Below are 21,827 nucleotides of genomic sequence, written 5' to 3'. Positions count from 1 at the left end.
CCGTGACAACGGCCGACGGCACACGACCTTCCACCCTGCACGGAGGGCTACGCCCGGCGGAACTGGCCCACCAGGGTGGTCAGGCTGGCCGCACCGTTCCCGGCCGCCGCGCCCCGCCGGAACGCCTCCTCCAGGACGGCCGGCAGGGCGCCGTCCACCCCGGAGTCCTCCGCGGTGTGCCGGACGTGCTCGATGCTCGCCAGCGCCATCGCCAGCCGGTCGACGTCGCCGCGGTGGTCCCCGGCGGTGATCCGCGGCGCGTAGAACGCCTGGAAGCCGGCCATCGAGGCGGCGGTCGAGGAGAGGTACGGCAGGAACTCCTCGGCCGAGATGCCGTTGGCCTCGGCGATCGCCGTGGCGTGCAGGTAGCCGACCATCGAGGACCAGAACAGGTCCATCTGGATCTGGTAGTACAGCTGCGCCAGTCCGGGGTCGTCGCCCCGGTAGTCGACCCCGGTGAGCACCTCCAGGGCGGCGCGGTGCCGCTGGAACAGCTCGACCGGGCCGCTGTAGAAGGTGGACGACTCGGGGCTGCCGATGCCCGACGGCGGCACCTGCACCCCGCCGGTCAGGTGTCCGGCGCCGCGCTCGGCCAGCCAGCGGGCGGCCTCGCGGGCCCGCCCCGGGGTGTCCGAGCTGAGGTTCGCGACCACCTTCCCCTCCAGCGCCGGCTCGACCGACTCCAGGACCCCGAACACCGCGTCGTAGTCGGTGAGGCTGAGCACCACCAGCTCGTTCGCCGCCACCGCCGCCTCCGCGCTGGGCGCGGCCTGCGCACCGCGGGCGACGAGCTCCTCGGCCCGCGCGGCCGTGCGGTTCCACACCGTGACGTCGTACCCGGCGTCCAGGAACGCCCCGGCCATGGCCTGCCCCATCGGGCCGAGCCCGATCACCGTCACGGATCGCTTCGACTGCTGCTCCACGGACATACGTCTTCCCCTTCACCGGAACCGGTCCTCTAGAACGAGCGCTCTATCCAGGGCGCCGGAGCCGACGCTAGCACAGGAGTAGAACGAACGCTCTACCCAGAAACTCGGCTAGGATCGCGCCGTGAACACGCCCGAGAGAGCCGACGCGAGGACGAGCGCGAGGACGAACCCGAGCCCGAACGCGAAAACGAACGCGAACGCGAGGACGCACGCGAAGACGCACGCGAAGGCCGGAGAAGCGAAGCCCGGCACCCGCGAGCGGATCGTCCGGGCCACCTCCCGGCTGCTGCAGCGCCAGGGGTACGAGGGCACCGGGATCAAGCAGATCTCCCGCGAGGCGGAAGCCACCCTCGGCTCCGTCTACCACTTCTTCCCGGGCGGCAAGCAGGAGTTGGCCGCCGAGGCGATCCGGCACGGGGACGAGGAGTTCGCCGTCCTGCTGCGCGCCGGGCTCGGCTCCTCGCCGGACCTGGGCGAGGCGATGACCTCCTGCACCCGGCTGCTCGCCACCGAACTGCGCGAGTCCGGTTGGCAGGACGGCTGCCCGATCACCAGCACGGCCCTGGAGACGGTCGGCCGGGTGCCGGTGATCGAGGAGGCGGTGGCTGAGGCCTTCGCCAACTGGCGGGCCGTGGTGACGGAACGGCTCCTCGCCGCCGGCATCGGCGCGCAGGACGCCCGCGAGCTGGCCGGGACCGTGATCAGCACCCTGGAGGGCGCCGAGCTCGCCGCCCAGGTCGCCCGCAGCGAGGAACCGCTGCTGGTCACCGGCAAGCACCTGGCCCGCCTGCTCACCGCCTACGCCGACGACCGGGCCTGAAACCCGCGACCGTCACCGGCGGGACGCCCGGAAAACGCGAGGAGCCGGCGCAGCGGGGGATCCCTTCCCGCTGCGCCGGCTCCGGTTCCACAACCCCCGACCACGGCCAGGAGTAACGCACTTGTCGATCGAAGCGGCACTGTACGACGGCCGCCCGAACAACGGCCGCCGCACCAGCCCGAACCTGCTGCACCTGTCCACCGGCCACGGCGCCGGTCTCGCCGACGCCCTGGCCGAGCACGCCCGCCCGTCCGACCACCGGCTCGGCCGGATCGACCCGTACGGCGACACCCTGTTCAACGAGCAGGACGCCGGCGCCGCCTTCGAGGAGGCCACCGCCCTGCTCGCCCGCTGCACCACCGAGGAACAGCGGGCGGCCGTCCGCGACCTGCGCAACCTGCTCGCCAACTGCGCCGCCGTCACGGGCAGTTGGCTATGCCTCTACGGCGACTGAGCCGCCGGGGAGGCTAGACCGCCACGGCCCGGTACACCTCCGCCGCGACGGCCAGGTCCTGCCAGGCCATTCCGCTGCTCTTGAAGAACCGCGGCCGCCCGTCCGGCACCAGCGCGTCACCGCGCACCAGTTCGGCGAGGTTCCACAGCTGCCGCCCGGTCACGCCCGCCATCAGCAGGTCCCCGGCCTCCCGGTCCGCGACCGTACGCGCCTCCACGTACAACTCGGACCGCTGGACCAGCAGTTCGTCGACCTCCCGGGCGTCCGGCTCGTGCGAGCCGACCGCCGCCACCGCCGCGTGCGCGGGCACCAGGGCGCCGTCGAACAGCGGCGTGCGCGCGGTGGTGCAGCAGACCACCAGGTCCGCGTCGCGGACCGCCCGCGGCCCGCCGACCTCGGCGGTCAGCCCGAGCTTCCGCCCGTACGCGGCCAGCGCCTCGGCCCGTTCGGGATTGCGCGCCACCACGGTGAGCCGGCGCAGCGGCCGCACGGCGAGCAGGGCGTCCAGGTGCCCGTAGGCCTGCGGCCCGGAGCCGAACAGCACCAGGTGCTCGGCCTCCGGCACCGCCAGCCGCTTGAGCGCGGCCGCGGTGACGGCGGGCGTGCGCAGCGCGGTGAGCGCGGCGCCGTCCAGCAGGGCGAGCGGCTGCAGGGTGGGCCCGTCCAGCAGCAGGTAGCTGCCGGTGATCCGGGGCAGCCCCTGCTCGGGGTTGGCGGGCGCGACCCCGGCGATCTTCACGCCCGCGTACGGCCCGGCGGCGGCCGGCATCAGCAGCAGTTCCCCGGCGGGCACCGGTACGACCGACCGGGCGGGTGCCGCTTCCGGGTCGAACCCGTCCAGCAGCACCCGCTCGATCGCCCCCACCGCACCGGCGGGCCCGACCCCGCCGGTGCCCGTCACGGCGTACTGGAGCGGCACAACCACCGTTCCGGACAGCGCGGTCGGATTCGAGGAGGTCACAGCAGGAACCCCGCTCCCAGCTCGTCGCCCGGCTCCAGGACGAAGCCGTGCTCGCCGGTGCGGAAGGCCGTCCCGCCGACCTCGGTGACCACGCCCTCGCCCAGCGGGTCACCGCCGGGGAGGAAGCGGCCGGAGAAGACCGTCCCGATGATCGACTCGTGCCGCAGCGGCTCACCGGGGGCCAGCCGTCCCTCGGCGGCGAGCACCGCCAGCCGGGCCGAGGTGCCGGAGCCGCAGGGCGAGCGGTCGATCTGGCCGTCGGCGAAGACGGTGACGTTCCGCTGGTTCAACACCCCGTCCGCCGAGGGGAGTTCGTCGTACAGCACGACCCCGTACACGCCCGACAGCCGGGCGTCCGTCGGGTGGGCGACCGCCTCGGCGCCGGCCAGCGCCGCCCTGATCTCCCGTCCCACGGAGGTGAGTTCGGGCAGCTGCTCCGGTTCCACGGCGAGCCCGAGGGCGGCCGCGGGCACCGAGGCGTAGCAGGCGCCGGAGTGCGCCACGGCGACCTCCACGGTGCCGAGCGAGGTCTCCACCGGCAGCTTCAGCGCCGTCACCCGGCTGGGCACGTTGCGGAAGGTCACCCCGGTGGTGCGTCCGCCGACCCGGTGCACCAGGGCGGTGACCCGGCCGGACGGCACGTCGATCCGCACCCGCGCCACGCCGTCCTCGGGGGCCGGCACCAGTCCGGAGTCCACCGCCCAGGCGCCGAGCGCGATGGTGCCGTGCCCGCAGGCGGTGGAGTAGCCGTCCTTGTGCCAGAACAGCACGCCCAGGTGTGCCTCGTCGTCGTCCGCCGGCACCAGGAAGCCGCCGTACATGCCGGCGTGGCCGCGCGGCTCGCGCACGAGCAGCTGCCGGACGTCGTCCAGCGCGCTGGGCCGGGGCGCCGTCGCGCTGCCGCCCGCGCCGAGCGCGATGGCCCGGCGCTCGGCCACGGTGTCGCCGGGGATCGGCGGCACGCCGTCCAGCACGATCCGGAACGGCTCGCCGGCCGTGTGGTAGTCGACCGTCCGCACGAACATCAGAGCGCACCTCCGCCCGGCAGCACGCTGACGGTCCGGCTGACGGTGTAGAAGTCCAGCGCGGCCTGGCCCTGTTCGCGCTCGCCGTGGCTCGCGCCCTTGGCCCCGCCGAAGGGCAGGTGGAAGTCGACGCCGCTGGAGGGGGCGTTGACCCGGATCATGCCCGCGTCCAGCCGGTCGGCGGCGGCCAGCGCCACGTCCAGGCTGCGGGTGTGCACGGAGGTGGAGAGGCTGTGCGGGGTGTCGTTGGCGAGCGCGATGGCCTCGTCCAGGTCGGCCGCGGCGTGCAGCACCGCGATCGGGCCGAAGAACTCCTCGCGGGCCAGCGGGTGTTCGGCCGACACCTCGGTGAGCAGGGTCGGTTCGACGTACCAGCCGACCCGCTCGGGCACCCGGCCGCCCGCCAGGACGACGGCCCCGGTCTCGACCGCCGAGGAGACGGCGCCGGTCAGCCGGTCCCGGGCGGCGGCGTTGATGACCGGCCCGCAGACCGCGTCGTCGACCGCCGCCAGCGCCTTGACCAGTGCCTCGCGCAGCGGCTCGTACGCGGCGCCGACCGCGATCACCCGGCTGGTGGCGGTGCACTTCTGCCCGGCGTACCCGGCGATCGCCGCGGCGATGTGCCCGGCGGCCTGCGCGATGTCGGCGTCCGGCAGCACCAGCGCGGCGTTCAGCCCGCCGAGTTCGGCCTGCACCGGCACCCCGCGCTCGGTCGCCGCCCGCACCACGGCCCGGCCGACGCCGGTCGAGCCGGTGAAGGAGATCACGTCCGCGGTCTCCACCAGCGCGGCGCCCTCCTCGGCCCCGCCGGGCAGCACCGTGAACACGTCCTCGGGCAGCCCGGCCAGCTCCGCCAGCCGCAACGCGCAGGCCGTCGCCTCGGGCGCCGGCTTCAGCACCACCGCGTTGCCGACGGCGAGGGCCGGTGCGGCCTTCCAGGTCGGGATCGCCAGCGGGAAGTTCCACGGCGCGATCAGCCCGGCGACCCCGTACGGGCGGCGCCGGGTGAGCAGCAGCCCGGGACCGGCGGCGGTCTCGTGCACCGCCCCGGAGGGCGCGTACGGCGCCTGCGCGTAGTAGCGCCAGATCGCCGCCGTGCGGGCGACCTCGCCGAGCGCCTCGGCCAGCGGCTTGCCGACCTCGCGCACGATCAGCGCGGCCAGCTCGTGGGCGTGCGCCTCCACGGCGTCCGCGATCCGGCCGAGCGCCGCCGAGCGGGCGCCCGCCCCGGCGGCGAGCCAGTCGCCCTGCGCCGCCCGGGCCCGCCCGACGGCGGCCCGCACGGCCTCGGCGCCGGGCTCCTCGACGGCGACCACGAGGTCGTCGGGGTCGGCGGGGTTGTACGAGGTGATGGTCACAGCCAGCAGCCCTTCGAGGGAGGTACGGGGAACGAAGGAGGAAGGAGGGGTCAGAGCAGGAAGCCCGCCGGGAACGGGTCGCTCGGGTCGAGGAAGTACTGGGCGGTGCCGGTGACCCAGGCCCGCCCGGTGACGGTGGGCACCACCGCGGGCCGTCCGGCCACCTCGGTCTCCTCGACCAGCCGCCCGGTGAAGGTGGTCCCGATGAAGGAGTCGTTGCGGAAGTCCCGGCCGAGGGGCAGTTCGCCGCGCGCGTGCAGCTGGGCCATCCGCGCCGAGGTGCCGGTGCCGCAGGGCGAGCGGTCGAACCAGCCGGGGTGAATGGCCATCGCGTGCCGGGAGTGCTCGGCGGTGGAGCCGGGGGCGAGCAGCTGGACGTGGTGGCAGCTGTGGATGGACGGGTTCTCCGGGTGCACCGGCCGGTCCGGGCTCGCGTTGATCGCGTCCATCATCGCCAGGCCGGCGTCCAGGATCTCCTGCTTGCGCTCGCGCTCGAAGGGCAGCCCGAACTCGGCGAGCGGCAGGATGGCGTAGAAGTTGCCGCCGTACGCGAGGTCGTAGGTGACCGTGCCGTAGCCGGGCACCTCGATCTTGCGGTCCAGGGCGACGGAGTAGGAGGGCACGTTGCGGATGGTCACCGCCTTGGCGGCACCGTCCTCGACGCGCACCTCGGCGACCACCAGTCCGGCCGGGGTGTCCAGCCGTACGGTGGTGACCGGCTCGACCACCGGGACCATCCCGGTCTCGACCAGCACGGTGGCGACCCCGATGGTGCCGTGCCCGCACATCGGCAGCAGTCCGGAGACCTCGATGTAGAGCACGCCGAAGTCGGCGTCCGGCCGGGTCGGCGGCTGGAGGATCGCGCCGCTCATGGCCGCGTGGCCGCGCGGCTCGTACATCAGCAGGGTGCGGAAGTGGTCCAGGTGCTCCTGGAAGTGCACCCGGCGCTCGGCCATGGTGGCGCCGGGGATGACGCCGAAGCCGCCGGTGATCACCCGGGTCGGCATGCCCTCGGTGTGCGAGTCGACGGCGTGGAACACGTGGCGGCTGCGCATGGGTCACAAACTCCCGTACAGGTTCGGATGGTGGGGGTGGGCCGGGCCGACTGCCGCCGCAGCCGGCCCGGAGGCCCGGAGTCGCGCGGCTGTCAGACCAGGCCGTCGGCCAGCGCCTTCTCGGTGGCCGCGCGGACGGCCGCCTCGATCTCCGGGGTGAGCGGCTGGCGCGGGGCGCGCACCGGGCCGCCGGGGCGCCCGGCGATGTCCATGGAGAGCTTGATGGCCTGGACGAACTCGGTCTTGGAGTCCCAGCGCAGCAGCGAGTGCAGCGACTTGTACAGCGGCAGCGCGGTCTCCAGGTCCTTGGAGACGGCGGCGTCGTAGAGCGCCACCGAGGCGGCCGGCAGGGCGTTCGGGTAGCCGGCGATCCAGCCGACCGCGCCCGCGAGCGCCAGCTCCAGCAGCACGTCGTCGGCGCCGATCAGCAGGTCCAGCCCGGGGGCCAGCTCGGCGATCTCGTACGCCCGGCGGACGTCGCCGCTGAACTCCTTGACCGCGACGATCGAGCCCTCGGCGTGCAGCTGGGCGAGCAGCGCGGGGACGAGGTCGACCTTGGTGTCGATCGGGTTGTTGTACGCCACGATCGGCAGGCCGGCCTTGGCGACCTCGGCGTAGTGGGCGCGCACCGAGGCGTGGTCGGCCCGGTAGGCGTTCGGCGGCAGCAGCAGGACGGAGCCGGCGCCGGCCTCGGCGGCCTGCTCGGCCCAGCGGCGGGACTCGCCGCTGCCGTAGGCGGCCACGCCGGGCATGACCCGGGAGCCGTCGCCGGCCGCCTCGACGGCGACCTCGACGACCTTGGCGCGCTCCTCGGCGGTCAGCGTCTGGTACTCGCCCAGCGAGCCGTTGGGGACGACGCCCTCGCAGCCGGAGTCGATCAGCCAGCGGACGTGCTCGGCGTAGGCGTCGTAGTCGACGGAGTGGTCCGCGCGCAGCGGAAGCGTGGTGGCGACCATGATGCCGCGCCAGGGACGGGTGGTGTCGTGCTGGGTGATGGACACATGAACTCCTTGATGAGGTGTGACATTTTATTAGAGCGGGCAGGCCGGAGACAAGGTCCCCGGCCCACCGTTCGACGACGGGCGTCCTGCTAGGGCGTGTCTGACGATTCGCGCCGGGTGCGCGACGCGAATCGTCAGACACGCCCTAGGACTCCGCGGTGGGCCCCGCCGCCAGCTGGGAGAGCGGCACCGGGCACCCCAGCGGGCGCCGGTCGGGCCCAGGCTCACCCGAGCCGGCCAGGCAGGCCACGGCCGGACCGCACATCCGGCCCTGGCACCAGCCCATCCCGGCCCGGGTGAGCAGCTTGACGGTGCGCGGATCGCCCGCGCCCAGCTCGTCGACGGCCTCCCGGATCGCCGCGACCGGCACCTCCTCGCACCGGCAGACGTCGGTGTCCGGGCGCAGCCAGCCGGTCCAGCCGGGGCCCGGCCGGTGGGCGGCGGCCATCAGGTCGGCGAAGGCCCGCAGCCGCGAGCGGCGGCGCAGCAGCGCGGCCGCGGGCCGCTGCCCGGCCACCGCATGCGCGGCCAGCTCGCCCTCGGCGAGCGCGAGGTCCGCGCCGCCGACGCCGTTGGTCTCCCCCGCGGACCACAGGCCGGGCACGCTGGTGCGCAGCCGGGCGTCGACCTCCAGCGCGACCGCGCCGTCCGGCCCGGTCACGGTCCTCGCCCCCAGTTCGGTGGCCAGGTCGATCTGCGGCAGCAGGCCGTGGCCGACGGCGAGCGCGTCGCAGTCGATCCGCCGCTCCGTGCCGGGCACCGGCCGCCAGTCGGCGTCCAGCCGGGCCACCGTGACGCCGGTGACCCGGTCCGTCCCGTGCGCCTCGACCACCGCGCTGCGCGGGCGCAGCCGCACGCCGTGGCGCAGCAGCGCGCCGCCGTGCCCGGCACCCTCGACCAGCTTGCCGGGCACGCCCGCCAGCACGCCGGGGCGCCGCGCGTACCCGAGGTAGGCGGTGGCCTCGACGACGGCGGGCACCTCGGCCCCGGCGGTGACCAGCGAGGAGGCCGCCGCGAGCAGCAGCGGGCCGCTGCCGGCCACCACGATCCGCTTCCCGGGCAGCACCAGCCCGGCCTTGAGCATGGCCTGGGCGCCGCCCGCGGTGACCACGCCGGGCAGGGTCCAGCCGGGGAACGGCAGCTGCCGCTCGTACGCGCCGGTGGCCAGCAGCACCGACCGGGACCGGACGGTGGCCCGGTCGGTGCTCTCCGGCCCGCGGGTGACGTGCACCGCGAAGCCGTCGTCGGTGCGCTCCAGCGCCCAGACCTGGTACCCGGCCCGGAAGGCGGCCCGCCCGGCGCGCTCGTGCGCGTCGAGCCGGCCGGCCAGCCCGGTGTAGGCGGACCAGTGGTGGTGCAGCCGGTCCGGCCGGGCCGCGCCGAGGCCGGGCGCCGGGTGCCGGTAGTACTGCCCGCCGGTGTGCTGTCCGCCGTCCAGCAGGGCGCAGCTCAGCCCGAGGTCGGCGGCGGTGACGGCGGCGGCCAGCCCGGCCGGGCCGGCGCCGACCACCACGAGGTCGAAGGTCTCAGACGGCGAGGTCGGCACGGCCGTGGCCCTCCTGGGTGGTGACGGTGGTCCCGGGCTCCGCGGGGAGCAGGCAGGTGCGCTGGTTGGGGCGGCCGTCGACGGTGGCCAGGCAGTCGAAGCAGGCGCCGATCCCGCAGAACGCCCCGCGCGGCCTGCCGCCGACCCGGGTGGTGCGCCAGGCGAGCACGCCGTCGGCCCAGAGCGCGGCGGCGATCGACTGCCCGGGCAGCGCGGGGACGGGCCGCCCGTCGAACTCGATGTGGTGGGCGGGCCCTGGCTCGGCCTCGACCAGCCCGGCGGGGGTGCGGCGGCGCATCGGCGGCTTCTCCAATCCTGGACGGAATCTCGGGTGTGGCGGTCGCGGGCGGGGGCTCACCGGGCCGGGCTGTCACTCGAAGGGAACCGGTCCGCCCGGAACGGCGCGAGGTCCAGCTCCGGCTGCTTGCCGGTGAGCTGCTCGCTGATCAGCAGTCCGGTCGCCGGGGCCAGCCCGATGCCGGCCCCCTCGTGCCCGCAGGCGTGGTACAGCCCGGGCACCCGGGGGTCCGCGCCGATGGCCGGCAGGTGGTCCGGCAGGTACGGGCGGAAGCCCCGGTAGGTGCGCATCACGGTGACGCCGGCGAGTACCGGGAACAGCGCGGCGGCCTGGCCGGCGAGCCGGCGCAGCACCTCCTGGGAGAGCGTGCGGTCGAAGCCGACCCGCTCCCGGCTGGCGCCGATCAGCACCGGCCCGCCCGGGGTGCCCTCGATCACGGCGGAGGTCTCCAGCCCGGCCGATCCGCTGGCCACGTTGGCCACGTAGTCGGCGGCGTAGACCTTGTGCCGCACGACCCGCGGCAGGGGTTCGGTGACCAGCACGAAGCCGCGCCGGGGCAGCACCGGCAGGTGCACTCCGGCCAGCGCGGCGATCTCGCCGCCCCAGGTGCCCGCCGCGTTCACCACGGCGGCGGCGGCCAGGTGCCGCCGGTCGGTCCGCACCCCGCGCACGGCGCCGTCCGGGCCCCGGTCGACGGCGGTGACGCTCTCCCCGGTGATCAGCTCGGCGCCCATCCGGCGGGCCTCGCGCAGCAGGTGGGCGGCGGCGAGGGCGGGCTGGACCTGGGCGTCCTGCGGGTAGTGGAAGCCGCCGGCCAGGCCGTCGGCCAGGTGCGGCTCCAGCTCGCGCAGCCGCTCGCCGGGCACCTCCTCGGCCTCGACCCCGACGGCCCGCTGCCCGGCGGCGAAGGCCCGCAGCGCGTCCTGCCCGGCGGCGGTGGAGGCGACCACCACGCCGCCCTTGGGCTCGTACTCCATCGCCGGGCCGAGCCGCTCGGCGAGTTCGCGCCAGAGCCGGGTGCTGAGCAGGGCGAGGTCGAGTTCGGGGCCGGGCTCCTTGTCGGAGACCAGCAGGTTGCCCTCGCCCGCGCCGGTGGTGCCGCCGGCCACCGGCCCGCGGTCCACGACGGCGACGGCGAGCCCGGCGCGGGCGGCGTAGTAGGCGCAGGCGGCGCCGACCACACCGGCGCCGACCACGACGACGTCCAGGGGAGGTCTCTCGGTCTTCAGCACGCCAGTAATATGTCACATGCCATGAGCTCTGCCAAGACCGCCCCACCGAAACCGACCGGCCCCCACCAGCGGAAAGGCCGCGAACGGCGAGGAGCCCCGGCCCACCGCTCGGCAGAGCGGCGGACCGGGGCTCCCTCAAGCCCTACCGGCTCAGGTGATGTCGTCCATCTCCTCGCGGCGGGACGCCGGCACCGCCGCGCCGGCCGCCGGGGCCGCCGAGGCCTGGACGGACTCCGCACCGGCCACCGGCTGCACCGAGAGGTCCACGTGCGAGGCCTCCTCGTCGTCCAGCCCGGCGTCCGGGTTGCGGCGCGCCTTCCGCTTGTCGTTGAAGAGCGCGATCGCCACCGCGATGAAGTACAGCGCCCAGATCGGCGCGGCCAGCGCCAGCATGCTCAGCGGGTCGGCGCTCGGCGTGGCGAAGGCCGCGAACACCGTGATGCCCATGACCATGCCGCGCCACCAGCCCAGCAGCCGCTTGCCGGTGACCATGCCGATGACGTTCAGCATCACCAGCAGCAGCGGGAACTCGAAGGCCAGGCCGAAGACCAGCACCATCCGGGTGGCGATGTCGAAGTAGTCCTCGGGCGGCAGGATCGGCGTGGTGTTGTTCGGGGTGAACGAGATCAGCACGTCGACCGTGGTCGGCAGCACCAGGATGGCCACACCCACACCGGCCAGGAACAGCGGCGTCCCGCAGAGGAGGAAGACGACCGTGTACTTCTTCTCGTGCCTGTGCAGACCGGGCGCCACGAAGGCCCAGACCTGGTAGAGCCAGATCGGCACCGTCGCGACCACACCGGCCGTCAGCGCCACCTTCAGCATCCAGGTGAAACCGGCGGTCAGACCGATGTTGGAGACCTGGGCGCACTTGCCGTGGTACTGCTTGGCCAGCTCCAGGGTGTCGCACCGCGGCAGCGGCTTGAGGAGGAAGTCCTCCAGCTGCTTGTGGTAGATCGCCGCCACGATGGTGATCAGCACGATCGCCAGGACCGACTTGACCACGCGGTTGCGCAGTTCCCGCAGGTGGTCGGCGAGGGCCATCCGCCCCTCAGGATCCTTTGACGCCTTCGGCGCCTTGGAGAGCTTGCTCAACCCCGGTCCTCAACTCGTGCGTCGGGGCCCGCCGGTCGGCGGGCCTCCGTGGTCGCGCGCGTCCCGCACGTCGGGTGCGCGGCGCGCGTCAGGTGCCTCACGTACGCCGCGCTCAGTGCGGGCGGTCGCCGTCGGGCGCGGAGGCCCCGGCGGCGGGCTCGTTCACCGGACGGGCCGTGGCCGACGCACCCGGAGCGGACTGGACGGTCCTGCCCGCACCGCCGTCCACCGGAGCCGGAGCGGGCCGGGCCGGCTCCTCGGACCCGCCGTCCGAACGCATCGCCCGGGCCTCGCTCTTGAGGATCCGCATCGACTTGCCCAGTGAGCGCGCCAGGTCCGGCAGCCGCTTGGCTCCGAACAGCACGATGGCGAGTACCACGATCACCACGATCGCGGTCATCGAGATGCGCATGCGCGACCACCTTCAGTCATGGCAGCCCGACCGGCCGTCCGCTGCGGATGGTAACCGCTGCGGATGACGTCACGACGACGGCCGCCCGAACAGGACAGCGGCCCCCGGTACGCGGTTCAGGAGCCAACTGAGAGCGTAACCCGCCCCTACCCCCGCGCAGCAGCCCCCGTACCACCGCGGGCCCGACCGTGCTACGAGCCCCGCTCCGCTAGGAGACGGTGACGCCCCGCTCCTCGGCCGCGTCACCCGAGGCGGGCATCGCCTCCGCCAGGTCCTCGGCGGCCGCGGCCAGCGCCCGCGAGGCCCGGTCCACGCCCTTGGCCAGCGCCCGCACGTCCAGCCAGAGCCGGATCGCGAGGACCCCGAGGACCAGCAGGCCCGCGGTGGCGAGCAGGACGGCGGCGACGAGCATCCAGGACATGCGCCCCACCCTATACGCGGCCTAACCCTCCGCCGGGACGAGCCGCATGGTACGCACCCCGGCCCGGGTGAGCGCCTCGACGATCTTCTCCCCGGCCGGCTTGCGCACCGCCGCCCCGCACCGCGGGCAGCCGAAGCTGTAGTGCGCCTGGGCCGGGGTGCGGCCGAGGGTCAGCCGGAAGTCCTCGGCCGGGAGCTCCACCTTCTCCCGGCACTCGGAGCAGTAGACCTTGAATCTCGTCCCGGGTTCCACCCTCAGACCTGCCCCTCCCCGTAGGCGGCCAGCGCCTCCCGCGCGGCCGAACGCGCCTGCTCGGCCAGCTCGGGCGGCGAGACGATCCGGCCGTCCCGGCCCAGCCGCAGCGCCAGCGGGCGCAGCTGGGAGGGGTCGGCGCTGCGCAGGGTGATCCGCAGCCCGCCGTCGGGCAGTTCCTCGGCCCGGTCGTGGGTGTAGTACTCGGCCACCCAGCGTCCGCCGGAGGAGACCTCGACGACCACCTCGGGGTCGTCCGCCGCCGGGTTGACCAGCCCGCCGCTCAGGTCGCGCGGCTCGCGCCGGGGCGGGTCGGCCGGGGTGTCCAGGACGCGGATCTCGGCGACCCGGTCGAGCCGGAACATCCGGTGGTCCTCGGAGGTGCGGCACCAGGCCTCGAGGTAGGTGTGGCCCTCGGTGAGCAGCCGGATCGGGTCGACCTCGCGCTCGGTCATCCCGCCGCGCCCGTGCGAGTAGTAGCGCAGCCAGAGCCGGCGGCCCTCGCTGAGCGCCCGGTCGATGTCGGCGAACACGTGGCTCTCCGCCTCGAAGGTCACGCCGACCCGGGCGCTGCCCTCGGCGCTCTCCCCGGCCGCGTTCTCGATCTTGGCGACGGCCCGGGTGAGCGCCTCGCGGTCCCCGGCCCGCAGGCCGGGCAGCCCGGCCACCGCGCGGGCGGCCACCAGCAGCGCGGTCGCCTCGTCGGCGGCCAGCCGCAGCGGCTGGGCCACGTCGTCGACGTTGTGCCACCAGATCCGCTCGCCGTCGGTGTCGATGTCGAGCAGGTCGCCGCCGCGGAAGCTGGTGCCGCACATCGGCAGCACGTTGAGGTCCGCGATCAGCTCGCGCTCGCTGATCCCGAACGCCCGGGCCACCTCGGCGACCTCGGCCCCGGGCCGCTCACGCAGGTAGGTGACCAGCGACAGCATCCGTCGCGTCTGGTCGATGGCATTGCTCACGGACGCTCTCCCTCGATACCCGCGACCGCCCGCAGCCGGTCGACCACATCCGCCCGCAGCTCCTCCGGCCCGAGCACCAGCACGTCCGGCCCGAACTCGGCCAGGTCGGCGCCCAGCCCGTTGCCGTACGGGATCTCCAGCTCGTCCCAGGCCTCGTCCACCCGGGTGCTGCCCAGCGCCTTGGTGCGCAGCGGGAAGCCGGCGCCCCGGCGGACCCGGACGGTCGCGGTGGCGGTGGCCCCCTCCCCCGCGAACTTGGCCACGGTGGCCCGGACGTCCACGTGCTCGGGCACGGTGCCGAGGAAGGCCCCGGACCTGGCCTTCACCCTGCCGGTGATCCGGCTGAGCCGGAACACCCGGGCGTCGCCGCGGTCGCGGTCGTACCCGGCCAGGTACCAGTGCCCGCGCCAGCACTCCAGCGCCCACGGCTCGACGCTGCGCTGCTCGACGGCGGCGGCCCCGGCCTTGCGGTACTCGAAGGTGACCGGACGGCGGTCCCGGGCGGCGGTGAGCAGCGGCTCGAACGCGGCCTCCCGGGCGGGGATGCGCGGCTCCAGGGCGGTGCGGCCCTCGGCCTCGGCGAACGGCACCCCGGCCGCGCGCAGCTTCTGCAGCGCGCCGCTGGCCGCGCCGGACATCTTGGCCTGCTGCCAGACCCGGGCGGCCAGGGTCAGCGCGGCCGCCTCCTCGGCGTCGAGGGCGATCTCCGGCAGCCGGTTGCGGTCGGCGCGGGCCAGGTAGCCGAGCTCTCCGTCCAGGGTGCTCTCGTCGACGTCGATCACCAGGCCGAGCTCGCGCAGGTCGTCCTTGTCCCGCTCGAACATCCGGTTGAAGGCGTCCTCGCTGCTGTTCTGCCACGCCTCGCGGTATGCCTCGATGGATTCCCGCAGCTCCTTCTTGGAGAGCGGACGTCTGGTGTTCATCAGGCACAGGGCGAGATTCATCAGCCGCTCTGCCTTGGCGATCGCCATCGCTGACCCTTCCGGTGTGCCGCGCCGCGCGCGGGGTGCGCCAACCGGGTTGTCACCACCCGGCGGGACCGACCGTACCGGTAGCGGTACGCACGGCAAAAGCGGCGTCCGTGAACGCCCCCGGACACGCCCGTGGGCCGGGCCCCCGGAGGGGTCCGGCCCACGGTCACGGCGGGCTCAGACGGCCAGCAGGTCGACCACGAAGATCAGGGTCGAGCCCTTCGGGATGGCCGGGGTCGGCGACTGGTCGCCGTACGCCAGGTGCGCCGGGATGGTCAGCTCGCGGCGGCCGCCGACCTTCATGCCGACGACGCCCTGGTCCCAGCCCTTGATGACGCGGCCGCCGCCCAGCGGGAAGCGGAACTCGTTGGGGCTCCGGTTCCAGCTCGCATCGAACTCCTCGCCGGTCTCGAAGGTCACACCGACGTAGCGGACGCTGACGTTCTGGCCCTTCTTGGCCTCCACGCCGTCACCCACGACGATGTCGCGGATCTGCAGCTCCGTCGGGGCGTCGCCGATCGGGAAGTCGATCTCGGGCTTCTCGTTGAGGTTGACGCTCACAGTCCCTGTCCCTCTTCTCACATTCGCTGGCATTCACGACCAAGCGGCGGGCGCCCGCACCGGTCGGCCCGGACAACAGTCCGGACGAACCACCGTACGCGCGCCCGCCGCCCGTCCGGGTCCGGCCACGCGGCCGGACCCGAAGGTCACACGTGCACCATTGTCACCCGAAAGTGGATCAGCCCTGACCGGCGTCGAGGATGTCCACCACGAAGACCAGCGTCGCGCCGGGCGGGATGTCGCCCTGGCCCTTGTCGCCGTAGCCCAGCGAGGCGGGGATCACCAGCTCGACCCGGCTGCCGACGGTCTGGCCCTCCAGGCCCTGGTCCCAGCCCTGGATGACCTGGCCGCCGCCGACCGGGAAGGTGAACGCCTGGCCCTTGCTGAGCGAGGAGTCGAACACCTTGCCGCTGGAGAACAGCGCGCCGGTGTACTGGACGACGACCTTCTCGCCCTTCTCCACCTTCGGCCCGGTGCCCTTGATCAGGACGTGCGACTTCAGCTCCGTCGGGTCCTTCGCGCCGGCCACCGGGGTGATCTCGGCCGGCTTCTTGCCGTTGTCCTTGACCTGCGGGAAGTCCGCCGGCGGCGGGGTGACGGTTCCGCTCACCACCGCGTCGGGCGCGTTGGCGTTGCGGATGTCGATCACGAAGATCAGGTCGTCCTTGGGGCCGATCGACATGTCGGCCTTGCCCTGGGCGCCGAAGGCGGCGGCCGGCGGGGCCACCACCAGCAGCCGGCTGCCGGCCTTCTTGCCGATCACGGCCTGGTCCAGGGCCGGGATCAGCGCGTCGGTGCCGGCCTGGAAGATCTGCGGCTTCCCCTCGGCGTCGTACGAGCTCGGGATGTCCTTGCCGGTGTTCCAGTCCTTGGCGGTGTAGTCCACCGAGGTCCAGGAGTTCTTCTCCACCTTGGCGCCGGTGCCCTCGGTGAGGACCTTGACGACGAAGGAGCCGTCGGAGGCCTCGCCCGGCACCTGGATCTCGGCCTTCTTGCCGAAGTCGCCGGCGACCGTCGGCAGCACCTTGGCGCCGTCCTTGATCGGCGGCACCGGGTCGGCGGTCGGCGTGGGCGGCGCGGTCTTGGCCGCGTCCGGCTTGGCCGCCGCGCTGTCCTTGGAGTCGTCCTTGTTCACCATGTAGAGCGTGATGGCGCTGCCGACCAGCAGCACGGCCAGGACCGTGCCGAGGATCACACCCAGCTTGCCGACGCCGGGCGGGTTCTCGTCGTACCCGGCCTCCGAACTGTCGCTCTTGCGCACGTTGGAGGCGAAGATCTGCGGGGCGTCGTCCGTCTTGGTCGCGCCCGCGGCGCGCGGCGCTTCGCCGGGCTGCGCCCAGCCGGCCTGCTGCGCCAGGATCGCCGGGGGGACGACGATCGACTCGCGGTCCCCGCCGACCGGACCGCCGGGACGGGAGTCGGCCGGGTCACCCGCAGAGCCGTCGTTCGCCGCGGTGCCGGCCCCGCCCGGGCTCGGCGTCTTCTCAGTCATGACTCCCCATCCATCTCGCCACGAGGTCTTCCAGGTCTGCGCCCGGCGTGGGCACGCCGGCCTGCGGTCGCACCGCCCGCCCGGACCTCGGCGCCGGGCGGCGCCTGCCACAGTGCGTGGGCAGTATGACAGCTCAGGATGAGGGCGGACGCTTCGCTGTACGAGCGTCCGCCCAAGCGTACGGAATCCCCCCGGTGACTTCCTAGACCGCTTCGAGAATGTCGATCACGAAGACCAGGGTCGAGTTCGCCGGCACCGAGCCCTGCGCCTTGTCCTGGTAGCCGAGCGCCGGCGGCACCACCAGCAGGACCCGGCTGCCGACGTTCTGCCCGACCAGGCCCTTGTCCCAGCCCTCGATCACGCTGCCGGTGCCGATCTGCACCGCCTGCGCGCCACCGTGCGTCCAGGAGGAGTCGAACTGCTGGCCGTTGGCCCACAGCACCCCGGTGTACTGCACCACCAGGGTCTGCCCGCTCTTGACCTGCTTGCCCTCGCCCTTGATCAGCACGGCCTGCTGGAGGTCGGTGGGCGCGGCCTGCCCCTCCGGGATCGTGATCGTCACCGGCGCCTTGCCGTTGTCCTTGACCTGCGGCAGCGTCGCGGGCGCCTGGGTCATCGTGCCGCTGAGCGTGGAGTCCGGGGGCAGGCTCTCCATGATGTCCAGCACGAACACCACGGTGTCCCCCTTGTTGACGCCCAGCTGGCTGGAACCCTGCTCGCCGAAGGCCGCCTCCGGCGGCGCCACCACCAGCAGCCGGCTGCCCACCTTCTTGCCGATCACGCTCTGGTCCAGCGCGGGCACCAGCTGTCCGCTGCCGGCCTGGTAGAGCTGCGGCTTGCCGTTGGCGTCGTAGGAGCTGGGCAGGTCCTTGCCGGTGGTCCAGTCCTTGGCGGTGTAGTTGACCGTCACCCAGTCGCCCTTGTTGACGGTCGCCCGCTCGCCCTCGGTGACCGTGTTCACCACGAACTGGCCGCTGGGCTGCTGGCCCTCGGGAATGGTGATGGTGGCCTTGCTGCCGTATCCGCCACCCGAAAGAGTGGGCATCGGTGACGCCTCGGCGACCGGCGAGGGCACCGTCGGGGCTGCGCTCGCCGGGGAGGGCGTCGCCGGACCGGCCGCCTTGGGGGAACTGCTGCAGGCGACCGCGAGCAGCAGCGGCAGGGTGAGAAGCAAACCGGCGGTGCGGCGCACGGTGGTCCTAACTGTCGGTCGAAGTCGGCTCTCCTGACTCGACGGACAGCGTATGCCCGGCACGCGTCCGGCCCCGGTAGACACCACCGGGGCCGGTTCCAGCGTCCTGATCTTGGGCGCCCCGATCACGGCGCCCTGATCACGGCGGCCCGATCCGGCCGCCCCGGGGCTACATCCCCGCGATCAGCTTCTCCACCCGCTCGTCCACCGAGCGGAACGGGTCCTTGCACAGCACCGTGCGCTGCGCCTGGTCGTTGAGCTTCAGGTGCACCCAGTCCACCGTGAAGTCCCGGCGCTGCTCCTGCGCCCGGCGGATGAAGTCCCCGCGCAGCCGGGCCCGGGTGGTCTGCGGCGGGATCGACTTGGCCTCGAAGGTCTTGAGGTCGGTGGTCACCCGCTGCGCCTGGCCCTTGCCCTGGAGCAGGTAGAACAGGCCGCGGCGGCGGTGGATGTCGTGGTACGCGAGGTCGATCTGGGCCACCCGCGGGTTGGACATGCTCATCTGGTGCTTCTCGCGGTAGCGCTCGATGAGCTTGTACTTCATGATCCAGTCGATCTCCTGGGCCACCCCGTCCAGCCGCTCGGTGCGGACGGCCTCCAGGGTGCGGCCCCACAGGTCGAGCACCCGGGCGACGGTGCCGGTGTTGATGCCCTTGCGCTCGGCGAACTCCAGGGCCTTGGTGTAGTACTCCTCCTGGATGTCCAGCGCGCTGGCCTCCCGGCCGTTGGCGAGCCGGACCTGGTGGGTGCCGGTGAGGTCGTGGCTGACCTCGCGGATCGCCCGGATCGGGTTCTCCAGGGTGAGGTCGCGCATCACCACGCCGGCCTCGATCAGCCGCAGCACCAGGTCGGTGCTGCCGACCTTGAGCAGCGTCGTGGTCTCGGACATGTTGGAGTCGCCGACGATCACGTGCAGCCGGCGGTAGCGCTCGGCGTCCGCGTGCGGCTCGTCCCGGGTGTTGATGATCGGGCGCGAGCGGGTGGTGGCGGAGCTGACGCCCTCCCAGATGTGCTCGGCCCGCTGGCTGACGCAGTACACCGCCCCGCGCGGGGTCTGGAGCACCTTGCCGGCGCCGCAGATCAGCTGCCGGGTGACCAGGAACGGGATCAGCACGTCGGCGAGCCGGGAGAACTCGCCGTGCCGGGCCACCAGGTAGTTCTCGTGGCAGCCGTAGGAGTTGCCGGCCGAGTCGGTGTTGTTCTTGAAGAGGTAGACGTCCCCCGCGATGCCTTCCTCGTGCAGCCGCCGCTCGGCGTCCACCAGGAGCCCTTCGAGGATCCGCTCACCGGCCTTGTCGTGCGTCACCAGCTCGACGACGTCGTCGCACTCGGGGGTGGCGTACTCGGGGTGGGAGCCGACGTCGAGGTAGAGGCGGGCGCCGTTGCGCAGGAAGACGTTGCTGCTGCGGCCCCAGGAGACGACCCGGCGGAACAGGTACCGCGCGACCTCGTCCGGCGACAGCCGTCGCTGCCCGCGGAACGTGCAGGTCACGCCGTACTCGTTCTCCAGCCCGAAAATCCGGCGGTCCATGAGCACTCCATTCTCTGTCGGAGCTGTCCGAAACCGCCTCCACGACGACTGGGCCGCCGCAGGGGCACCGGAGTCCCGTACGACGGCGGTGGGGCCGCCGTACGGGACTCCCCAGGTACTGCTACACCGGCGTGCCGTCCGCCGGATTGTCCTCGTCGTCCGCCTCGGCGGACTGGTCCCCGTCGAGCAGCCGGCCCAGCTGGTTGCCCAGGATCCGCTTGAACTTGCGCTGCTGGAACCGCTGGCGGTCGAGGACCGCGACCTCCAGTTGTTCCGGCGTGAGGCTGCGCGGGCTGCCGCCGTTGGGGTCCCGGGCGAGCGAGTCCACGGCGACCTTCACGGCCTCGGTGAGGCTCATGCCGGCCCGGTGGCGCTGGCCCAGGTAGTTGCCGATCGAGTCGGCGTTGCCGCCGACCACCACGTAGTTCTTCTCGTCCACGACCGAGCCGTCCGGCGTGAGCCGGTAGATCTGGTCGTTGTCGGCCGTGCGGCCGACCTCTGCCACGACCAGTTCGACCTCGTACGGCTTCTCGCCGACCGACGAGAAGATGGTGCCCAGGGTCTGGGCGTACACGTTGGCCAGGCCCCGGGCCGTGACGTCGGCCCGGTCGTAGGAGTAGCCGCGCAGGTCGGCGTAGCGGACGCCGCCGATGCGCAGGTTCTCGAACTCGTTGTAGCGGCCGACCGCCGCGAAGGCGATCTTGTCGTAGATCTCGGAGACCTTGTGGAGCGCCCTGGAGGTGTTCTCCGCGACGAAGACGATGCCGTCGGCGTAGGTGAGCACGACCACGCTGCGGCCGCGAGCGATGCCCTTGCGGGCGTACTCCGCGCGGTCCGCCATGGCCTGCTGGGGCGAGACGTAGAACGGTGTCGACACCGGCGGTCGTCCCTTTCCTGTGAGGTGGAAGCTAGATCAGCGGGGCCTGCGGGCCGTTGGGCCGGGCCAGGCGCTCGTCGGTGATGGCGACGGCGACCTCCGTGACCTCCGCCTCGGAGAGCCGGCGGAAGCCGTCCTCGGTGATCAGCGAGACGATCGGGAAGATCTTGCGGGCGAGGTCCGGGCCGCCGGTGGCGGAGTCGTCGTCCGCCGCGTCGTACAGCGCCTGGACGACCATGGTGACGGCCTGGTCGGCCGTCAGGTCCTCGCGGTAGAGCTTCTTCATCGAGCCACGGGCGAAGACCGAGCCCGAGCCGGTCGCCGTGAAGCCGCGCTCCTCGGACCGCCCGCCGGTGACGTCGTAGTTGAAGATCCGCCCGCGGCCGAGGTCGAGGTCGTAGCCGGCGAACAGCGGCACCACGGCGAGGCCCTGCATCGCCATGGCCAGGTTGCCCCGGATCATGGTGGTGAGCCGGTTGGCCTTGCCCTCCAGGGAGAGCGTGGTGCCCTCGATCTTCTCGTAGTGCTCCAGCTCCAGCTGGAACAGCCGGACCATCTCGATCGCGAGGCCCGCGGTGCCGGCCACGCCGACCGCGCTGAACTCGTCGGCCGGGAAGACCTTCTCCATGTCGCGCTGGGCGATCACGTTGCCCATCGTCGCCCGGCGGTCACCCGCGATCACCACGCCGCCGTCGAAGACCGCGGCCACGATCGTGGTCCCGTGCGGGGCCTCGACCACGGCCCCCTCGGGGAGCCCGCGGTGACCGGGGACCAGCTCCGGCCGGTGCTCGGCGAGGAAGTCGATGAACGAGGACGACCCCGGGGTCAGGAAGGCAGCCGGTAGACGCCCGGTGCCACGAGTGTTGGCTTCCACACGATTCCTTCCAGGTAGCTTGAAGCGCGCGCTGCCCGCACCCTACCCGCCCGACGATCACTGTCCACGGGTGGAGGGGCCGGTGCCGGACGGCCGGGCGGTGCTCGCCGCCCGGCCGCCCAGGACGGTCGCGACCGTGAATTCGGAATGCCCGGTGCGGACTATTGCCCGCCCTTCTGGACGAATCCGCGCACGAAATCCTCGGCATTCGACTCGAGGACCTCGTCGATTTCGTCCAGCACCGCGTCGACGTCGTCGCTCAGCTTTTCCTGGCGCTCCTTGAGGTCCTCGGAATTCTGGCTTTCCGCGGCCTGCTCCTCGACCTCCTCGGAGGAACGGTTTGCCCGCTGCTGGCCGCCGCCGGTGTCCTTGCTCGCCATTTCCCTCACCCCGCTCGATTCGTCTGGCACGGTTCGGTCGTTGCTTGCTGCACCGACCCTATACACAAGGTGCGACTGCCGCTCCCGGTTTGCCGGTGGCGCTTCCTGTCCAACACCCGCTGCCACCCCGG

General features: G+C 73.4%; 24 protein-coding genes and 1 pseudogene. 2 read left to right on the top strand and 23 right to left on the bottom strand.

What is annotated here, in order from left to right; all coding sequences use genetic code 11:
- Window positions 1-47: 47 nt before the first annotated feature.
- On the bottom strand, window positions 48-929 hold the full coding sequence (locus ACFWP2_RS26155; protein WP_380455558.1) for an NAD(P)-dependent oxidoreductase: 882 nt from the start codon (window positions 927-929) through the stop codon (window positions 48-50).
- A gap of 262 nt (window positions 930-1,191) precedes the next feature.
- Between ACFWP2_RS26155 and ACFWP2_RS26150 the strand changes: the two genes are divergently transcribed.
- Complete coding sequence (locus ACFWP2_RS26150; RefSeq protein WP_380455670.1) at window positions 1,192-1,749, top strand: TetR/AcrR family transcriptional regulator; 558 nt, start codon at window positions 1,192-1,194, stop codon at window positions 1,747-1,749.
- A 121-nt stretch (window positions 1,750-1,870) separates the two neighbouring features.
- Window positions 1,871-2,203 (top strand): hypothetical protein, encoded by a 333-nt coding sequence (locus tag ACFWP2_RS26145; protein ID WP_380455556.1) that lies wholly within the window; start codon window positions 1,871-1,873, stop codon window positions 2,201-2,203.
- A gap of 13 nt (window positions 2,204-2,216) precedes the next feature.
- On the opposite strand, the gene ACFWP2_RS26140 is transcribed toward ACFWP2_RS26145, so the two are convergent.
- The 22 genes and pseudogenes from ACFWP2_RS26140 to ACFWP2_RS26035 form a co-directional block, all read right to left on the bottom strand.
- A complete protein-coding gene (locus ACFWP2_RS26140; RefSeq protein WP_380455554.1) occupies window positions 2,217-3,164 on the bottom strand; it encodes an ornithine cyclodeaminase family protein in 948 nt (315 codons plus the stop codon).
- A complete protein-coding gene (locus ACFWP2_RS26135; protein WP_380455552.1) occupies window positions 3,161-4,189 on the bottom strand; it encodes a proline racemase family protein in 1,029 nt (342 codons plus the stop codon). Before ACFWP2_RS26135 ends, ACFWP2_RS26140 begins: the two co-directional genes overlap by 4 nt.
- Window positions 4,189-5,547, bottom strand: a complete 1,359-nt coding sequence (locus ACFWP2_RS26130; protein WP_380455550.1) for an aldehyde dehydrogenase family protein — start codon at window positions 5,545-5,547, stop codon at window positions 4,189-4,191. Before ACFWP2_RS26130 ends, ACFWP2_RS26135 begins: the two co-directional genes overlap by 1 nt.
- 50 nt (window positions 5,548-5,597) lie before the next feature.
- Complete coding sequence (locus ACFWP2_RS26125) at window positions 5,598-6,602, bottom strand: proline racemase family protein (RefSeq protein WP_380455548.1); 1,005 nt, start codon at window positions 6,600-6,602, stop codon at window positions 5,598-5,600.
- Between the two features lie 92 nt (window positions 6,603-6,694).
- Window positions 6,695-7,558 (bottom strand): dihydrodipicolinate synthase family protein, encoded by an 864-nt coding sequence (locus tag ACFWP2_RS26120; RefSeq protein ID WP_380455668.1) that lies wholly within the window; start codon window positions 7,556-7,558, stop codon window positions 6,695-6,697.
- 190 nt (window positions 7,559-7,748) lie between these two features.
- Window positions 7,749-9,149, bottom strand: a complete 1,401-nt coding sequence (locus ACFWP2_RS26115) for an NAD(P)/FAD-dependent oxidoreductase (protein ID WP_380455546.1) — start codon at window positions 9,147-9,149, stop codon at window positions 7,749-7,751.
- On the bottom strand, window positions 9,130-9,447 hold the full coding sequence (locus tag ACFWP2_RS26110) for a (2Fe-2S)-binding protein (protein ID WP_355250421.1): 318 nt from the start codon (window positions 9,445-9,447) through the stop codon (window positions 9,130-9,132). Before ACFWP2_RS26110 ends, ACFWP2_RS26115 begins: the two co-directional genes overlap by 20 nt.
- Window positions 9,448-9,503: 56 nt before the next feature.
- On the bottom strand, window positions 9,504-10,679 hold the full coding sequence (locus tag ACFWP2_RS26105) for an NAD(P)/FAD-dependent oxidoreductase (RefSeq protein WP_380455543.1): 1,176 nt from the start codon (window positions 10,677-10,679) through the stop codon (window positions 9,504-9,506).
- Window positions 10,680-10,829: 150 nt separating this feature from the next.
- A complete protein-coding gene (gene tatC / locus ACFWP2_RS26100; protein ID WP_380455666.1) occupies window positions 10,830-11,723 on the bottom strand; it encodes a twin-arginine translocase subunit TatC in 894 nt (297 codons plus the stop codon).
- 163 nt (window positions 11,724-11,886) lie between these two features.
- Complete coding sequence (gene tatA, locus ACFWP2_RS26095; protein WP_380455541.1) at window positions 11,887-12,186, bottom strand: Sec-independent protein translocase subunit TatA; 300 nt, start codon at window positions 12,184-12,186, stop codon at window positions 11,887-11,889.
- Between the two features lie 208 nt (window positions 12,187-12,394).
- Window positions 12,395-12,607 carry a hypothetical protein gene (locus ACFWP2_RS26090; protein ID WP_380455539.1) on the bottom strand — a complete coding sequence of 71 codons (213 nt, stop codon included), beginning with the start codon at window positions 12,605-12,607 and terminating at the stop codon, window positions 12,395-12,397.
- A 21-nt stretch (window positions 12,608-12,628) separates the two neighbouring features.
- Window positions 12,629-12,859 (bottom strand): hypothetical protein, encoded by a 231-nt coding sequence (locus ACFWP2_RS26085; RefSeq protein WP_380455537.1) that lies wholly within the window; start codon window positions 12,857-12,859, stop codon window positions 12,629-12,631.
- 2 nt (window positions 12,860-12,861) lie between these two features.
- Window positions 12,862-13,788, bottom strand: coding sequence for a helix-turn-helix transcriptional regulator (locus tag ACFWP2_RS26080; RefSeq protein ID WP_380455664.1), 927 nt, complete (start codon window positions 13,786-13,788; stop codon window positions 12,862-12,864).
- 26 nt (window positions 13,789-13,814) lie between these two features.
- Entirely contained in the window at window positions 13,815-14,789 is a 975-nt protein-coding gene (locus tag ACFWP2_RS26075) for a helix-turn-helix transcriptional regulator (protein ID WP_380455535.1), read from the bottom strand.
- A 177-nt stretch (window positions 14,790-14,966) separates the two neighbouring features.
- Window positions 14,967-15,383 carry an FKBP-type peptidyl-prolyl cis-trans isomerase gene (locus ACFWP2_RS26070; RefSeq protein ID WP_380455533.1) on the bottom strand — a complete coding sequence of 139 codons (417 nt, stop codon included), beginning with the start codon at window positions 15,381-15,383 and terminating at the stop codon, window positions 14,967-14,969.
- Window positions 15,384-15,528: 145 nt separating this feature from the next.
- A complete protein-coding gene (locus ACFWP2_RS26065) occupies window positions 15,529-16,842 on the bottom strand; it encodes an FKBP-type peptidyl-prolyl cis-trans isomerase (RefSeq protein WP_380455531.1) in 1,314 nt (437 codons plus the stop codon).
- 202 nt (window positions 16,843-17,044) lie between these two features.
- Window positions 17,045-18,034, bottom strand: a complete 990-nt coding sequence (locus ACFWP2_RS26060; protein ID WP_380455529.1) for an FKBP-type peptidyl-prolyl cis-trans isomerase — start codon at window positions 18,032-18,034, stop codon at window positions 17,045-17,047.
- 169 nt (window positions 18,035-18,203) lie between these two features.
- Window positions 18,204-19,565, bottom strand: a complete 1,362-nt coding sequence (gene pafA, locus ACFWP2_RS26055; protein WP_380455527.1) for a Pup--protein ligase — start codon at window positions 19,563-19,565, stop codon at window positions 18,204-18,206.
- Window positions 19,566-19,686: 121 nt separating this feature from the next.
- Window positions 19,687-20,442 carry a proteasome subunit alpha gene (prcA, locus tag ACFWP2_RS26050; protein WP_380455525.1) on the bottom strand — a complete coding sequence of 252 codons (756 nt, stop codon included), beginning with the start codon at window positions 20,440-20,442 and terminating at the stop codon, window positions 19,687-19,689.
- A 31-nt stretch (window positions 20,443-20,473) separates the two neighbouring features.
- Window positions 20,474-21,271 carry a proteasome subunit beta gene (gene prcB, locus ACFWP2_RS26045; protein ID WP_380455662.1) on the bottom strand — a complete coding sequence of 266 codons (798 nt, stop codon included), beginning with the start codon at window positions 21,269-21,271 and terminating at the stop codon, window positions 20,474-20,476.
- A pseudogene (locus tag ACFWP2_RS26040) lies at window positions 21,268-21,345 on the bottom strand (recombination endonuclease VII); the annotation flags it as partial. The pseudogene ACFWP2_RS26040 and the gene prcB, both read right to left, overlap by 4 nt.
- A gap of 132 nt (window positions 21,346-21,477) precedes the next feature.
- Window positions 21,478-21,696 carry a ubiquitin-like protein Pup gene (locus tag ACFWP2_RS26035; protein ID WP_049652012.1) on the bottom strand — a complete coding sequence of 73 codons (219 nt, stop codon included), beginning with the start codon at window positions 21,694-21,696 and terminating at the stop codon, window positions 21,478-21,480.
- Between the last annotated feature and the right edge of the window lie 131 nt (window positions 21,697-21,827).

Source organism: Kitasatospora sp. NPDC058444, from assembly GCF_042721415.1.
In the GTDB taxonomy this organism is placed as follows: domain Bacteria; phylum Actinomycetota; class Actinomycetes; order Streptomycetales; family Streptomycetaceae; genus Kitasatospora.
Note: the sequence above shows the minus strand (reverse complement) of the source record. Positions and strands in the feature narration are given on the sequence as shown.

What these genes read in the sequence shown, in the direction of transcription:
- ACFWP2_RS26155 (WP_380455558.1), bottom strand. Translation starts at nt 929, where the DNA reads ATGTCCGTGGAGCAGCAGTCGAAGCGATCCGTGACGGTGATCGGGCTC.
- ACFWP2_RS26135 (WP_380455552.1), bottom strand. Translation starts at nt 4,189, where the DNA reads ATGTTCGTGCGGACGGTCGACTACCACACGGCCGGCGAGCCGTTCCGG.
- ACFWP2_RS26125 (WP_380455548.1), bottom strand. Translation starts at nt 6,602, where the DNA reads ATGCGCAGCCGCCACGTGTTCCACGCCGTCGACTCGCACACCGAGGGC.
- ACFWP2_RS26120 (WP_380455668.1), bottom strand. Translation starts at nt 7,558, where the DNA reads ATGGTCGCCACCACGCTTCCGCTGCGCGCGGACCACTCCGTCGACTAC.
- ACFWP2_RS26110 (WP_355250421.1), bottom strand. Translation starts at nt 9,447, where the DNA reads ATGCGCCGCCGCACCCCCGCCGGGCTGGTCGAGGCCGAGCCAGGGCCC.
- tatC (WP_380455666.1), bottom strand. Translation starts at nt 11,723, where the DNA reads ATGGCCCTCGCCGACCACCTGCGGGAACTGCGCAACCGCGTGGTCAAG.
- tatA (WP_380455541.1), bottom strand. Translation starts at nt 12,186, where the DNA reads ATGCGCATCTCGATGACCGCGATCGTGGTGATCGTGGTACTCGCCATC.
- ACFWP2_RS26090 (WP_380455539.1), bottom strand. Translation starts at nt 12,607, where the DNA reads ATGTCCTGGATGCTCGTCGCCGCCGTCCTGCTCGCCACCGCGGGCCTG.
- ACFWP2_RS26080 (WP_380455664.1), bottom strand. Translation starts at nt 13,788, where the DNA reads ATGCTGTCGCTGGTCACCTACCTGCGTGAGCGGCCCGGGGCCGAGGTC.
- ACFWP2_RS26075 (WP_380455535.1), bottom strand. Translation starts at nt 14,789, where the DNA reads ATGGCGATCGCCAAGGCAGAGCGGCTGATGAATCTCGCCCTGTGCCTG.
- ACFWP2_RS26070 (WP_380455533.1), bottom strand. Translation starts at nt 15,383, where the DNA reads ATGCCAGCGAATGTGAGAAGAGGGACAGGGACTGTGAGCGTCAACCTC.
- ACFWP2_RS26065 (WP_380455531.1), bottom strand. Translation starts at nt 16,842, where the DNA reads ATGACTGAGAAGACGCCGAGCCCGGGCGGGGCCGGCACCGCGGCGAAC.
- pafA (WP_380455527.1), bottom strand. Translation starts at nt 19,565, where the DNA reads ATGGACCGCCGGATTTTCGGGCTGGAGAACGAGTACGGCGTGACCTGC.
- ACFWP2_RS26035 (WP_049652012.1), bottom strand. Translation starts at nt 21,696, where the DNA reads ATGGCGAGCAAGGACACCGGCGGCGGCCAGCAGCGGGCAAACCGTTCC.